Source organism: Rhodococcus sp. 114MFTsu3.1 (assembly GCF_000383555.1).
GTDB lineage: Bacteria > Actinomycetota > Actinomycetes > Mycobacteriales > Mycobacteriaceae > Rhodococcoides > Rhodococcoides fascians_E.
Map to the genome: position 1 here is coordinate 313884 of NZ_KB911549.1, position 14749 is coordinate 328632.

General features: G+C 62.7%; 13 protein-coding genes and 1 pseudogene. 7 read left to right on the plus strand and 7 right to left on the minus strand.

All coding sequences use genetic code 11. The annotated features are described in order from the left end of the window. Positions 1 to 51 precede the first annotated feature (51 nt). Genes H292_RS0113530 through H292_RS0113555 form a run of 6 tightly spaced genes read right to left on the minus strand, consistent with a single transcriptional unit; the run spans position 52 to position 6173 of the window. Positions 52 to 1197: an NAD(P)/FAD-dependent oxidoreductase gene (locus H292_RS0113530; protein ID WP_020111757.1), complete on the minus strand. Its 1146-nt coding sequence runs from the start codon at positions 1195 to 1197 to the stop codon at positions 52 to 54. Further along, the gene (locus H292_RS0113535; protein ID WP_019664872.1) at positions 1194 to 1391 is read right to left on the minus strand and encodes a ferredoxin; all 198 of its coding nucleotides are present in this window, start codon (positions 1389 to 1391) and stop codon (positions 1194 to 1196) included. The genes H292_RS0113530 and H292_RS0113535 overlap by 4 nt, the downstream gene beginning before the upstream one ends. Further along, complete coding sequence (locus H292_RS0113540) at positions 1388 to 2590, minus strand: cytochrome P450 (protein ID WP_020111758.1); 1203 nt, start codon at positions 2588 to 2590, stop codon at positions 1388 to 1390. Before H292_RS0113540 ends, H292_RS0113535 begins: the two co-directional genes overlap by 4 nt. Beyond that, positions 2580 to 4124 (minus strand): bifunctional 3-(3-hydroxy-phenyl)propionate/3-hydroxycinnamic acid hydroxylase MhpA, encoded by a 1545-nt coding sequence (gene mhpA, locus H292_RS0113545; protein ID WP_020111759.1) that lies wholly within the window; start codon positions 4122 to 4124, stop codon positions 2580 to 2582. The genes H292_RS0113540 and mhpA overlap by 11 nt, the downstream gene beginning before the upstream one ends. After that, positions 4117 to 5052: a fumarylacetoacetate hydrolase family protein gene (locus tag H292_RS0113550; RefSeq protein WP_027498808.1), complete on the minus strand. Its 936-nt coding sequence runs from the start codon at positions 5050 to 5052 to the stop codon at positions 4117 to 4119. The genes mhpA and H292_RS0113550 overlap by 8 nt, the downstream gene beginning before the upstream one ends. Beyond that, positions 5049 to 6173, minus strand: coding sequence for a VOC family protein (locus H292_RS0113555; RefSeq protein WP_020111761.1), 1125 nt, complete (start codon positions 6171 to 6173; stop codon positions 5049 to 5051). Before H292_RS0113555 ends, H292_RS0113550 begins: the two co-directional genes overlap by 4 nt. A 144-nt stretch (positions 6174 to 6317) precedes the next feature. On the opposite strand from H292_RS0113555, the gene H292_RS0113560 reads away from it, so the two are divergent. The 7 genes and pseudogenes from H292_RS0113560 to H292_RS0113595 form a co-directional block, all read left to right on the plus strand. Next, positions 6318 to 6959, plus strand: coding sequence for a TetR/AcrR family transcriptional regulator (locus H292_RS0113560; RefSeq protein WP_037188415.1), 642 nt, complete (start codon positions 6318 to 6320; stop codon positions 6957 to 6959). A gap of 696 nt (positions 6960 to 7655) precedes the next feature. Then, positions 7656 to 8987: an MFS transporter gene (locus H292_RS0113570; RefSeq protein WP_020111763.1), complete on the plus strand. Its 1332-nt coding sequence runs from the start codon at positions 7656 to 7658 to the stop codon at positions 8985 to 8987. 289 nt (positions 8988 to 9276) lie between these two features. Next, positions 9277 to 10425 carry a metal-dependent hydrolase family protein gene (locus H292_RS0113575; RefSeq protein WP_231383835.1) on the plus strand — a complete coding sequence of 383 codons (1149 nt, stop codon included), beginning with the start codon at positions 9277 to 9279 and terminating at the stop codon, positions 10423 to 10425. After that, positions 10422 to 11294: an alpha/beta hydrolase gene (locus H292_RS0113580; RefSeq protein ID WP_027498809.1), complete on the plus strand. Its 873-nt coding sequence runs from the start codon at positions 10422 to 10424 to the stop codon at positions 11292 to 11294. Before H292_RS0113575 ends, H292_RS0113580 begins: the two co-directional genes overlap by 4 nt. Before the next feature lie 72 nt (positions 11295 to 11366). Next, complete coding sequence (locus tag H292_RS0113585; protein ID WP_020111766.1) at positions 11367 to 12593, plus strand: PucR family transcriptional regulator; 1227 nt, start codon at positions 11367 to 11369, stop codon at positions 12591 to 12593. Between the two features lie 154 nt (positions 12594 to 12747). Continuing rightward, on the plus strand, positions 12748 to 14055 hold the full coding sequence (locus tag H292_RS0113590) for an NAD(P)/FAD-dependent oxidoreductase (RefSeq protein ID WP_027498810.1): 1308 nt from the start codon (positions 12748 to 12750) through the stop codon (positions 14053 to 14055). A gap of 83 nt (positions 14056 to 14138) precedes the next feature. After that, positions 14139 to 14447: pseudogene (locus H292_RS0113595) on the plus strand (Glu/Leu/Phe/Val dehydrogenase dimerization domain-containing protein); the annotation flags it as partial. Positions 14448 to 14515: 68 nt separating this feature from the next. Here H292_RS0113595 and H292_RS0113600 read toward each other — a convergent pair. Next, on the minus strand, positions 14516 to 14749 hold a 234-nt coding region (locus H292_RS0113600; RefSeq protein ID WP_196806170.1), incomplete at its 5' end, for an ATP-binding protein.

The following is a 14749-nucleotide window of genomic DNA, read 5'->3' on the forward strand; positions in this document are numbered from 1 at the left end:
GCCTCGAAGCGCGGCCGATTCCCGACGATGCGCCGGTCACGATTGCTGTCTTCATCCTTGCCCCTGTTCCGCCCGCGCGAGTGCGCGGAGCTTTCCCACTGACATGCGAAGCCCGTACGCCACCAGAGTCTTTCGACCGTCCGGGTGCGTCCAGCGCAGCAGGGCCGACCCGTCGTCCACCGAACCGGTGACAATTTCCGGTTCACCGACGAGTGGCAGCGGACCTACCGCCTTGATGGACAACCCGAGCACCTCGGTCCAGAAGTAGTCGTCGACCGGAGCGCACCGAGCGGCTGCTCCGAGCGCGGATGCTGCAGCAACCCTGCCCTGAGCCACAGCGTTGGACCAGAACGGTCCGCGTCGGGGATATCTCGACGGCTCCCGGAAGTACGTGACGTCGCCGGCAGCGAACACGTCGGGTACCGACGTCGAGCAGTCCTCTCCTATCCCCACACCGTCTCGATCCGCAACGCCGGTACCGTCGAGCCAGTCGGAGGCCGGCACCTCCCCCACACAACTGACAACGACATCGGCATGCAGCGCAGTGCGATCCGGCAGGACGATCCCGTCCACGGGACTGCCGGACAGCGTTACCGGCCCCGCAGGGCGCAGCATACTTCCGCTGTTCTCCGCCAGGCGCTCTTCGATGGCCGCAGCAAGGAAGCTTCCGAGAACTCGCTCCAGAGGAGGATCCACGTCGACGACCGTTGTCTCGATAGTGCGTCGGACGCACGCCGAGGCGATTTCCATTCCGAGGAAGCCTGCGCCGACGATGATCGCCGACGATGCCGCGTCCAGCCGGGAACGCAGGACCCGTGCGTCGTCATGGGTTCTGACGACCAGTTCCCCCGCTTGGCCGACCCGAGCCAGGCGTCGAGCATCGGCGCCTGTCGCGACGACGAGTGTGCCGTACTCGACGTCGGTTCCGTCCGAGAGAGCAACGGTCTTTCGGTCTGGGTTCAACCGTGTTGCAGCAGAGTTCAGTTCGGTGATGTCCAAGTCGGACAGATCCCACCGGGCCGACGTGCCGCTGCCGTAGTTCAGGACGTGCTTGGAGAGCGGCGGCCGTGAGTACGACCCGTCCGGATCCCCACCGATCATGACGATGTCCCCGTCGTGACCGAGGGCTCGGAGCTCACGGGCGGCCGGGCAACCGGCTGTCGACCGACCGACGACGACGATCGGAGCTGCGTTCATTTCTGTTCGCGCAGCGCGGCCACCGGGCAGGCGCCGATCGCGGACCGCACCGCAGCGACCTGCTCCTCGGGCACGTCCTGGTGGTCGTACGCGTAGTGCAGTTCGCCGTCGTCGTCGAGGCTGAACACCTCGTGTGCGGCCTCTTCACACAGTCCGTGGCCTTCACAGCGATCCCAGTCGACGTCGATCCTCATGCTTGCTCTCCCCTGCTCGGTACCAGCTCGAGCGGTAGCCGTTCGAGCCGGTGAATGATGTTGTTGACGGCCCACTTCGGCTCTCCGGTCAGTTCGATTCGTTCGACCCGACGCGCCAGCGCCTGCAGCATCGATCGTGCTTCCAACCGTGCCAAACCCTGGCCGGCGCAACCGTGCACGCCGGACCCGAAGCCGAGCTGCCGAGCAGCATCGCGGGTGATGTCGAACGAGTCGGGTCGATCCCATTCGGCAGCATCACGGTTGGCCGAGGCGTAAATCACCAACAGGCGGCTCCCACGCGGAATCGGAACTCCACCGATGTCGACGTCGCGCGCTGCTTTGCGCGAGAACGCGCGTAGCGGCGACTCGAACCGGACCACCTCGTTGACGGCGCCTGGGATGAGCGTGGGGTCGGCCCGCACCGCCTGCCACTGCTCCGGGTGCTGCGAGAACAGGTACAGCGCACTCGAGATGGCTCCGATGGTGGTGTCCAGAGATGGCGCCATGTAATCCACCATCAACGCAGGGCACGCCTTCGGGTCGATCGTGCCCTCGTCGGCGGCAGTGAGCACATCGCCGCCCATGCTTCCTTCCAGCACCGATCTGTTCTTCACGACGCGACGTGCGAACGCCATCATTTCCGCCACGGCCTTCGCAGCACCGACCGACCGGCAATTCACCGGTCCCATTGCGTCGAATGTCGCTCCGGCCCAGCGCAACAGCTCCTCGCGGCCGTCCTCCGGCCATCCGACCAGATCGGGAACGACCGACAGCGGAAGGATCATCGCCAAGTCCTCGACCCCATCGACGTCCAGCATCGACATCGCTCGATCGACCACTCCGTCGGCGGCCTCCTCCACTGTCGTGGTCATCTTTCTCAGGGCTTTGGGGGTCATGCGGTGCGCCAGAACGGATCTCTTGGTCGCATGGTCGTCCGCGTCGCTGTTAAGCGTCGTGCCGCGCCCCAGGCGATTCGCGACGGCGTTGAGCGACACTCCGTCGCCGGAGATGAACGACTCGTCGTCCAGCAGCACCGCCTTGCAGTCCGCGTAACGCGATACGGCATAGACGCGTTGGTGCGGCAACCACACCGCAGGACCCAAGGCGCGCAGCCGCTGGTAGTGGGGATACGGGTCGACGATCGCGTCGACGTCGTAGATGTTCTGTCGGTATCGGGGGACCGACGAGTCAACGGTCACCGGAGCTCCTGACAATTCGATAGGCGCAACTCGGCAACCGAGTGTGCAGTGACGGCACCGACCGGCCTGCGGCCATCACGGTTCTGTCCGGCCGCACGATGGCAGCGTTGGCGCGGCGTCGATGCAGCCACATCCCGAGTTCCGAGGATTGCGGGACCTCCAGTGCGGTTGCGCCTCGGCGGACAACTTCCGTGTTCTGCTCGCGGGTGAGCGGTGTGGTGGAGACGAACAGGAAGCACCCTGGGGCAACGTCGTCGACCCTCCTCCCGCGATCGACGACGGCGTTGGGACACAGCGATCCGGCGAGCCCACGCGACAATACTTTTCGCGTAACGAAATTGGAGGGCGACAGGCGCGGCGAGGTACTGTCGGTCACCTGTGCTCCGATCATGGGTAGGTGTCCGAGGACGGGCGCGACGGACTTGCGCACGGCGTCGGTGATCGCTCCCCCACCGGTCATTGCCCTCCCGATTGCCACGGCCAATCGAATCGACGACGTCACGTGAGGTTTGCGCTCCGCTTCGTAGGAGTCGAGAGTGTCGTCGGCGAAGGATCCGTTCATGACGCCTACCAGTTTCCAGACCAGGTTCATCGCGTCGCGCACACCCGCGCCCATGCCCTGCCCGATGAACGGCGGCGTCAGGTGCGCTGCGTCGCCGAGCACGAAGATGCGACGATCGCGCCACCGGTCGACCACTCGGGCACGGAAGGTGTACTCGGTGGATCTGATCAGGTGCAGTGCGTCCCGATCCGCAGTACCTAGCCATGGCGTCAGCAGAGGGCGGACACTGTCGAGATCATCGAAATCGTCGGCAGTTTCGGTGTCGCGGAGCCGGAATTCCCACCGATGACGGGTGTGGCCGATACGCATGTAGGTTGCGGCGCGTTCGGTGTCGCACACCTGGTGCACACCCTCCCACAAATCGAGCTCGGCCTCGGTGGCGATGTCGATCACCAGCCATCGTTGCTCGAAGCCGAGGTCGAGCATTCTCGATCCGATCGATGACCGCACGGTGCTGTTCGCTCCGTCGCATCCGAGTACATAGTCCGCGGTGACGGCACAGCGTTCTCCAGTGCGTGTATCGAGGTATGTCACGACGCAGTGGTCCCGCCTGTTCGCGACGTCGACGACGGTGCAGCCGCCTGCCATGTGGACGCCGGCGAGCGAGGACAGCCGCGACCGCATGAGATGCTCGAGGTCGGGTTGATCGAACATGTTGGCCTGCGGAAAGCCGTGCGGCCTGAGGTCGGGGTCTCGATCGAACACTGCGAGCGTCGTGAGGCGTCGGTCGACCAACTGCAACCCGCGGGCCGGTCTGGAGATCGCCGCGAACTCTTCGGCCAACCCGAGGCCACCGAGTATTCGGTAGACCTCGTCGTCCATGTGCACCGCCCGAGGCTGCGGGTACACACCCTCCCAGCGGTCCATGATGGAACAGCTGATTCCGTACTGCGCCAACAACAGTGCGGCCGTCATCCCGGTGGGCCCCGAGCCGATGATCACGACCGGGTGGTGATCGACGGACTCAGGCATACCGAACCCTGGTCCGTTGAATGCCGAGATCGAGTGCCCCATCGGGTGTCGACACGGCCAGTTCCAGCACATCGCCGTCCTGCAGATACGACGGGTTGGACGACTGTTTCTTGAAGAAGATCTTCCATTTGAGTGCGGGAGGGAGGAGCGAGCCGATGATCTCGATCGGTTTGGCGGGCGCCGTCAGCGCTGTCCCGCCTGGAGTGCCCGTCAGCAAGAGATCACCCGGGTCCATACGCTGAAATCGTGTCAACGTTCGCAACGTGTCCAACGGGTGGTAGATCATGTCCGCGACCGTGCTGTTCTGCCGTACTTCACCGTTCACGCGCAGGGTGAGGCAGAGATCGGTGAAGCGGCTGAAGTCGCCCGCCTCGAGGAGCAGCAACACCGGTCCGGCGGGCGTGAACGTGGGGTACGACTTTCCCTCGTAGAACTGAGTTTTTGGCAGTTGTACGTCCCGGGCGGACACATCGTTGGTGATGACGAGAGCTGCAATGTAGTCGGCCATGTTGTTCTCGTCGAGTGCCGTGCCCACGGTCATCGATGCGCCGAAGACGAGCCCGATCTCGATCTCGTAATCGAGCAGTTGCACATGCGCGGGCTTGACGATGTCGTCTGCCGGACCACTGATGGACCCCGATGCCTTGCGGAAGAACGTCAGCGGCACCGTCTCCGGGTTCATCCCCGAATCCCTCACGTGTGTCACGTAATTGGTCATCTGCGCGACGACCCTGCACGGCGCGGTCACCGGTGAGACCAGCGCCAGACCCTCCACCGACGCGGTCGCCGAACCGCGGCGTGCGGCGTCGATCGCGGCCCGGTCGGCAAGGAGCTCGGCTGTCGTCACCGCGTCGGTGCCGACTCGGACGGCGCCGCCTGGCGTGTGCACCCACCAGGCGTCGACGGTACGGAGAATCGAAACAGTCATGAGTTGGCTACTTTCAGCAGGCCCCGCAAGCGCTGGGCGTCGAATTCGTTGTCGTGTCGTAGCGACGAGATGATCGACCGCAGTTCCCCCAACGATTGCCGTCCGGGCGCGATGCCGAGGAAATCTCGTGTTGCCGGCGGTCCCCATTGGGCGAGGCCCGACGCAGTCATCGGGGCCCAACCGGGTTCGAGCGAGCTGTCGAACAGGTCGCCGTCGCTGAAGTGCTCGACCAGGAAACCGTCGGGATCGCGCCAATAATCGAAGATCTGGCTTCCCTGGATGTGTCGGCCGATCCCCCACGAGTGGCGGTAGCCGCGTTCGGTCAGGAACTCGCTTCCCGCGGCGATAGCGTCGAGATCACACACCTGGTAGGCCGAGTGCACGTATCGATCCGAGGGTCCCAGTGTCATCGCCACGGTGTGGTGGTCGGTCGGGGTGTCGCCGCGGTCGCAGCGGATGAAGCTCATCACCGGTCCACGTTCGCGCTGATTCTCGTAGAAGAGAAAGTCACTCACGATGAGCCCGAGGTGTTCCAGGTACCAGTTCAGGTTTTCGAGATATCGAGTGCGCGAGAGGACGACGTGACCGATGCGCTCGACGAGCGCTGGTTCATGGGGAGTTCGGCACGTCGCGTTGACGCGAGTACGACTCCCGCCGTCGTTGTGGGGGTGGATGCGCTGGCCGGTCAGCGCGGGAAGAGCCCGGGTGCCGGCGACCACGCGTACCGGTTGTCCGCTCGGATCGTGGAGAGTGACCCCGATACCGCCGATGCTCTCGTGCAGTCGATCGACTCGCCGTCCGGTTGCCTTGCCCAGCCGAAGTACGTCGGACTCGTCGACGGCCTGGAACGCCGCGCCGACGAAGCGGGTTCGCGTGCCTCTGCGGATGACGACGCACGGCGAACCGCCTTGCGTGCCCCGGAGGTCAAGCTCCTGGGACGAACGATGGGTCACGGTGAACCCGAATGCCGACGCGAATGCCTCGGCACGGAGAAGGTCCGGTTTGCAGAATTCCAGCCAGGCGATGTCGTGAACTTTGACGATCGGATTCTTTGCCCGCCCTGGGTGCTCCCCTGGCAGCGCGCCCTGGTCGACGTGCATGTCCTTGTGCGCGTCCGCCATCGTTGTTCCCTCCCTCGTCCACTTTCTGACGATATCGTCACCTATGAGCGAGCCGTCAGTCAAGGGTTCTGACTAAATCGTCAGCTATGAGGGTGGTCTAATGTGGCGACGGACATTCACGCGAAGAGGGGTGCGACCAGCAGAATGACCACTGCAGGAAACCGGCTCGAACGCCGCAAGGCTCGTACCCGCTCCGCGCTGATCACAGCTGCGCAGCGGTTCATCGCCGACGGTAAACCCAACGCGCCGATCCTGGAGATAACGCAAGCCGCCGACGTGGGAATGGGCTCGTTCTACAACCACTTCGACAGCAGAGACGAATTGTTCGCTGCCGCAGTCGAGAGCGCACTGGAGTCCCTCGGGGACTACCTGGATTCACTCACCGTCGAACTCAGCGACCCAGCGGAGATATTTGCACAGTCCTTCCGCATCACAGGACGGCTCTTCCGCCTGCAACCCGAGCTGAGCCGGGTTCTGGTCAACTCTGGACCATCCCTCATCACCTCGACGAAGGGCCTGGCTCCGCGGGCTGCACGCGACATAGCCGCAGCTACCGATGCCGGCAGATTCGTCGCCCCTGATACGGACCTCGCCATGGCGTTGGTCGCCGGATCTCTCCTCGGCCTCGGGCAACTACTCCTGCAGCAACCCGACCGCGACGACGCAGCCGCCGCCGACGCCATGACGGCTGGAATCCTTGTCTCACTCGGACTTTCACGCGCCGAGGCCGAAGAACTGTGCAGCCGGCCCATACCGTTGGGCGCTGCCGATCTCGACCAGCCCTGACCGTCGCGGTCTCGGGGGTGCGGAAACGCGACTCAGCCTCCCTGAACGTACGTCTCCACGTGAGCGCCGGTGACCACTCCGACATTCGGCACAAGCGCACCCCACCCCGAGCTGCATGTACCCGATGCCTGACCTGTCGGCCCGAACGAGCTGGTCGACGCGGTGTACGGCCCGACCGCGTAGAACGGGAAGGCATTGGGGATGCCATGAAGACCCCAGCATTCGATGCTGAGGAAATACTCTCTCCGGGGCGGAGCTCCGGTGTCGTGACAGGTTACCGATGCGCTGAAAGAGTCGTGCACGACGGCACAGTCCTGCGGGCCGGCAGACGCCACCCCGGAAGTCGAGATCGAAGCGGTGGCCAGACCGCACATGACGACGCTAACTCGTGCGGCTGCAATAAGCTTGCTTCTCATAGGTAGTAATTCGCCGGCGCGTGACACGCCGTTACGTCCGGAAGCAAGTAGTCAGCCCGCTGCACTTCTCGTCGCTCTCGACAAATGCAGGCAGTTCTCGCCCACATTGTGAACATATGGCAGTGATGCAGCCTACATCGCCGGCCATAGGCTTTCGTCACGCCGAAAAGCGGGGACGAGTGTTCGGACCCCGACGTTCTCTGATCGGCGTTCTCGAAAGAATTCGGCGTCCACGCCGCCGTCGATGAAACGTCTACAGTCCCGCTTCGAGAGGAACCCCATGACCGGTGCAGCCGACGCTCGTATCGAGAGCCTGGAAAGAACTTCACCCGAGCGGGCGCGCACACGTCGAAAGGCGCTGATCGCCGGCGCAACGGGGAACATCGTCGAGTGGTTCGATTTCACAATTTACGGCTTCAGCGCCGCAGTTCTCGCCACAGTTTTCTTCCCTGCCGAGTTCGGCAGCGGCGCTCTGCTCGCCACCTTTGCACTCTACGGTGTCGCGTTCCTCGCCAGGCCCGCAGGCGGCGTGGTTTTCGGCAGGCTGGGCGACCGGTTCGGCCGCCGAGGATCCCTGTCCTTGGCAATTACGCTCATGGGTTGCTCGACAGCGGCTATCGGGCTTCTGCCGACCTACGCCTCCATCGGCGCTGCTGCCCCACTACTCCTGCTGGTCTGCAGATTGGTTCAGGGTTTCTCGGCCGGCGGCGAATACACCGGAGCAGCCACCTTCGTCGTCGAACACGCGCCATACCACCGTCGGGGACTTTACGCCGGAATCATTGCCGGTTCGTCCTTCGTCGGCAGCATTCTCGCGACAATCACGGTACTGACGTTCAATTCGGTTGGCACAGAGTACTTCCTGGACGGTGGGTGGCGTTGGCCGTTCATCATCGGAGGGGTTGTCGCAATTGCCGGCCTGTTCATGAGGCTTGCGGTCGACGAAACACCGGCTTTCACCGAGATGAAAGAAAAAGAAGCTCTTCTCACTCGCCCCCTGGCCGATCTGTTACGCAATCACTGGCGGTCTCTGGTCACTGCGTTCGTCTACTTCGCGTCGCTCGGTGTCGCTACTCATATGCTCATCGGTTACATGCCGACATTCCTGACACACGCTGCAGGAGTGTCGAGCACAGCTGCATTGATGCTGACGTCCGGTGCCCTGGTGCTCGCGGTTCCTCTGTACATCGCCTTCGGCGCAACTGTCGACCGGATAGGCAGGCGTCCCCTGGTCAGAATCGGAATGGTTGCATCGGTTCTTGTCGCGGTTCCCAGCTATGTTCTGATCGGCACGGGAAACATCGTCGCAATCGCAGGTGCGTTGATCGTCTTGGTTATCGTGCAATCCTTGCTTGCCTCAGCTCTTCTCGCGGTCCTCGAGATGATGCCGACGAATGCTCGATTCACGGGTACCGCACTGCCGTACAACTTTGCGTACGCGCTCTTTGCCGGTACCGCGCCTTTGGTATGCGAGACGCTGGTCAACACCACGGGCAGCAACCTGTCGCCGGCGTTCTATGCAACCGCGGTCGCTTCGATTGCGCTTCCGGTCCTCTGGCGCGGCATACCGGAATCGAGAATCGCAGGGACGGACCGCCCTTTGCACAGCTGAGAAACCCAACGATGCAGTGGCACCTCCCGAAGCAATCGATCGAACCGGGACTCGACATATGTCGATGGTCCCGTGCCCAAGTCGCAACGCGCGGCCACTGTCCGTTCCGGTGGTCACGCACCATGATGGGACCTGGGCGAAAGCACATGAAAGACATGCGTCATCGTTGCCATTACGGAGGAGACATCCGAAGAGGCGAAGACCGGGAGGTTGTGTGACGGAAACGTGGTACGCAGGAGGAAGAGTCGCAGACGGATCCGGTGTCGAACCATCCGCGGTGGATGTCTGCGTGAGTAACGGGATCATCACCGCCCTCGGCGATGCACCAGCAGGCGCGACAACGGTGGATCTGGATGGCAGGTTGGTCACCCCCGGACTGATCGACGCGCACGTTCACCTCGGTCTGTCCAGTCCCATCAGAGCACAGTTCGGATTCGAACTGTCTGCCGCCGAGATCGCGGCCGACATATTCGCCTCGGCTGGCTTCGCCCTCGATGCCGGCTTCACGACCGTTCGCGACACCGGTGGCATAGACCGCGGTGTCGTCGACGTCATCGCCAAGGGCAAGGTGCGGGGTCCGCACGTCGTGTCCTGTGGCCCTGTCCAATGCCAGGTCGGCGGGCACGGATACTACGGCGCCGATTGGGAACCCACAGAATTGTGGACACAGCATCACATTCCCGGGCTGTGTGCGCTGTCGCTGATGTCCGGCAACGCCGACGAACTCAGGAAGAACGTGCGTGAGACGTTTCGCCGGGGTGCCACGTTTCTGAAGTTGTGCGTTACCGGTGGAGTCGTGGGCGGGCACGACCGGCTCGCGGACACCCAGTTCACCGTCGAGGAAATCGCGGTCGCCGTGCAGGAAGCCGCAGCACGAGGCACGTACGTCACAGTGCATGCGCACGGTAAGGAAGGGATTCGCAACGCAGTACAGGCGGGGGTGCGCTGCGTAGAACACGGCACCGATATCGACGAGCAGACAGCGGCTCTGATGCTCGAGCACGACGTCGCTATGGTGCCCACCTTCTCCGTGATCGACCAACTGTTGAACGACGGGGTGGCGGATGTCGATCCCGCGACTGTCGAACGAGTAGCAGGAGTTCGAGAGCGGATGGCGGCCGCTCTCGAGGTTGCCCGCGCGTCCGGCCTACGCATCGGCCTCGGTTCCGACCTCATCGGTCCGAATCAGCAACGGCGCGGCGACGAGTTGCGCGTGCGTTCGGAGTTGGAATCGCCGATGCAGGCCTTGGTGTCCGCAACGAGCGTCAATGCAAACATCCTCGGCGTGGGCGACACCGTGGGCATGGTGCGGGTTGGAATGCGAGCAGACCTGACCGTCTGGCAGGAAGACCCTCTCGAAGACCCCGATGTCTTCGCCGATCCCGAGATGGCCGTCCTCGTAGTCAAGAGCGGCACGACAGCAAAGGACATTCGTTGAGCGCGATATTGCATGGTTGCCTTCCGGACACCGAATACCTCGAAGTGGAGTCACGCTCAGGCAACCGGTACGGAATCTGGATCACCACACCTCCCGGATACGAAGAATCCAGCGAATCAGTGCCACTGGTCTACGTGTTGGACGGCAACTGGACCGTGGGTTTCACCGCTCCGCTCATCGTCACGCAACGCGATCCGTATCTGAGCATTGCGCCCTACATTCAAGTCACCGTCGGCTACGCCGGTGACGAGGCATCGGACTGGGCGCGGCTTCGCAACCGCGACCTCGTGCCGCCCGGGGAACCTATCGGCGATGACGTAGTGGCTGCATTGGAGTCTGCACGCGAAACCGGGGCGATGAGTCAACGGGACATCGACGCCTACATCGAGCAACACTCGGACTGCAATGCGGATACGTTTCTGGACTTTCTGACCGACGAACTGCACCCTCGTCTGCACTCTCACCTTCGCGTCAGCGACACCGGTCACGGGCTGTTCGGGTTCTCGTACGGTGGGCTCTTCGCGTTGTACGCGTGGCTTCGCGGCGGAACTCCCTTCTCGACGGTCGGCGCGGGAACACCGGGGATCAGCAGCGCAGACAGCCAACTGTTCGACATGATCGGAAACCTTCCGGAAGCGAGCGACGGCGGCCCAGGCGCCGGACGTCTCCACGTCACTCTGAACAAGGTAGAACTCTGGGGCGATGTCCCCGTGTATCGCGGCTTGGCCCGAAATGTCCTCAGAGCGCTCGAGGGACTGCGCGCACAAGGTCGTTCGGAGCTCCTGTCGACTTCGATGCTCGACGAGACGCACGTCACCGGAGTACAGGCATCCTTCTTGAGCTATCTGAAGGAATGTCATGTCCGGTGATCGAGCGAGGTGGTCTCGGACCGCGCTGCACTAGCATCAAGGTGCCTGTCGAGAGTTGCGAGGAGAGTCCACATGTCCATCGACGAACTGCAGCTCCTCGTCGACGACCTGGCCGGGCGACTCCGCCGTTCTGTGGCCATCGACGACCCGTCCATCCGACTCCTTGCGTCCAGTCGACACTTCGGCGACGAAGACTCCCTGCGCGTCGCATCGATTCTGAATCGAGCGGTACCCGAAGAGGTTTCGCGGCCACTTCTCGCTCTCGGCATCGGCACCTGGATCAAACCGGGTAGCGCGCGGCCCGATGTGCCGGGGAGCGAGAAGCGACTCTGTGTACCTGTGCGGTGCAAGAGTCTGCTTCTCGGTTTCCTCTGGCTGATCGACAGTGAAGAGAACCCTCTGACCGAGTCCGACGTCGAAATGGCTGAGGACACTGCCTCGCGCGCGGGCATTGTGCTGTACGAACGACTTCTGCGTCATGAGCGGTCGAATGCTCGTCGCGAATCGATTCTCCGCAACCTCGTCAGCTCAACTCCAGAGGTCAGGACGCAGGCCGTCGAGGATGTAGTCACCGACCAGCTGTTCGCCCCGCGACCGATGCTTTATCAGGTCATCGCAGCGCAACGCGACACTGCACACTCGGTGGAAGCATCGGACGACATAGCGGTACAGGTCGCGATGCAGGAAGCGCTGGACACTCTTCCGACCGGCGCCGGTCTGATGGTGGCAGACAAGTCCCGCGCGTGGATCCTTCTTGCATTCGAGAATATTCCGACGCCACAACAATTGAAGCGCGTCACCGAACGCGCGGATTATCGCTTTCGCCAACTGAGTGGTCGGGACAGTCGATTCGTCCTCGGCGTCGGCGACACCGTGAACGAGCTCAGCGCGGTATACCGCGCCTATCGCAGCGCGACGGCCGCAGCTCGCGCTGCACTGCTCGTCCCCTCGCTCGGCGACGTGGCGAGATGGGGCCACCTGGGTCCCTACGACGTCCTACTGCGACTGTCCCGTGACGAAATCATCGGAGCTTCACAGGTTTCACCTGTGAAGGCACTCGAAGCCGCGGACAAGCAACAGGTACTGACGACTACCCTCGGCGCATTCTTCGACAATGCGTGCGATATTCGACGCACCGCGGAACTGCTGCGAATTCACCGTGCGACGCTCTACCAGCGACTCAAACGCATCGAGCAGATCACCGGTTGCAGTTTCGACAACGGCGACGACCGACTCTCTCTGCACCTCGGCTTGAAGATGAAGTCCATAGCCGAAGCACACGACTCGTCGATCGGCTGACTGTTCCGTACGGGCGCCGTACGCGACAAATTCTGTTCGTAGTCAACCGAAGTATCCACAAATGGAGATAGCGTCGCCCTCCGGTCTAGGCAAAACTTGTGGTTGTAGCGGTTCGCTTCGTGTACACCGTCGCAACAACAAATCTGGAGGAACGATGCCCCGATCGACCGATGCGATAGTTGTGGGAGCCGGGGTGATCGGCAACTCCATCGCTTACGAACTTGCTGCTCGTGGTTACGAAGTCCTGGTCCTCGACAAGGAGGGAGGTTCCGGGTTCGGTTCCACCAGCGCCTCCAGCGCGGTCATACGCTACAACTATTCGACGTACGACGGGATGGCTGCAGCATGGGAGGCCGCGCACTGTTGGAAGAGCTGGCGCGAACATCTGGACGACTCCGCCCGCGGACCAATTGCCCAGTTCCACGAATGTGGAATGGTATTCCTCGATGTGGACCTCGCCCCACGTGAACGTACGGTTCGACTCTTCGACAAGATCGGGGTGAGGTACGAGCTGTGGGACTCGAAAACGTTGGGCGATCGGATCCCAGGAATCGATGTCGGGTCTTACTACCCTCCCAAACCTGTTGACAGCGAGGAATTCTATGCCGACACCCACACCTCGCTCGGAGCGGTGTTCACACCTGAAGCCGGCTTCGTCGACGACCCCCAGCTTGCGGCGGCCAACTTGGGCGCTGCCGCGGCAGCGAAAGGCGCGATCCATTCGTTCCGCACCACAGTGATCGGCATCGAACAACATGCCTCGCGGCAGTGGGCCCTTCGACTGGACAACGGCGACACCGTCGAAACCTCGGTCGTGGTCAACGCTGCTGGGCCGTGGTCGAATGCGCTGAACGCAATGGCAGGAGTGGGATCGGATTTCACCGTCACCGTTCGCCCCCTCAGGCAGGAGGTTCATCATGTCTCGGCGCCGACAGGCTACAACCACCATGCGCGACTCGGGCCGATGATCGCCGATCTCGATCTGGGAACCTATATGCGACCAGAACACGGCGGTGGCTTTCTGATAGGTGGTACCGAGCCCGAGTGCGATCCATTGGAATGGATCGACGACCCCGACACCGCAAACCCGAACCGCACTGCCGCTCGTTTTCAGGCGCAGGTCCTCAGAGCAGCTCGGCGTCTTCCACATTTGCCGGTACCGTCCCAGCCCAAAGGAATTGCCGGCGTGTACGACGCTGCCTCGGACTGGACGCCGATCTATGACAAGACCGATCGACCGGGCTTCTACGTAGCGATGGGCACCAGCGGTAATCAATTCAAGAACGCACCTGTCGTCGGCCGAATGCTGGCTACTCTGATCGAGAAAGTCGAGGCGGGGCACGACCACGATCTCGATCCAGTTGTCTACACGGGTCCGCACACCGGTGTGCAGATACATCTCGGATCCTTCTCCAGGCGCAGGGAATTCAATACCGAGTCCACCGGAACTGTCCTGGGTTAGGCAATGCATCTGGACCACATCGGTCGACCACCGCACCAACACCTGAACTCATGCACGATGATTCTTCGGAAGGGCTTTCGAACATGACACTCAGCACGCAATCCGTCGCGGGCGTCGCAGACACAACAGTCTTCGACCGGACCGATGCACTCGAGGGATTGCCACACGAGCAGGTCGTCTTCTGCGAGGATCACGCCACGGGCCTGCAGTCGATTATCGCGATCCATTCGACCACCCTGGGTCCCGCCCTGGGTGGCACCCGGTTCTACCCCTACTCGGACCAGGGGGCCGCTTTGACGGACGTACTCCGCTTGTCACGTGGGATGACCTACAAAGCGGCAATCGCAGGCGTTCCACTCGGTGGCGGCAAAGCCGTGATCATCGGCGATCCGCGGGACTGACGAGGCTCAGCGAAGTTCCCCAACCACGCTCACCGAAATTCCCCACTCGTGAGCGGTGTTCACTGTAGCGGTTGGCGCGTTCCTGTGGCGGCTTTGCGGAGTTTCTCCGATCGTGCGTTGTGGTCGCGGAGTCGGTAGGAATCTCCGTCGAGGTTGAGCACAACGGAGCGGTGCAGGAGTCGGTCGAGCATGGCTGCGGCGACGGTGTTGTCGCCGAGAACTTCACCCCACGATCCGACGCCGCGGTTGGTGGTCATCACGATCGAGGTCTTCATATACCGTTGCGAGACAAC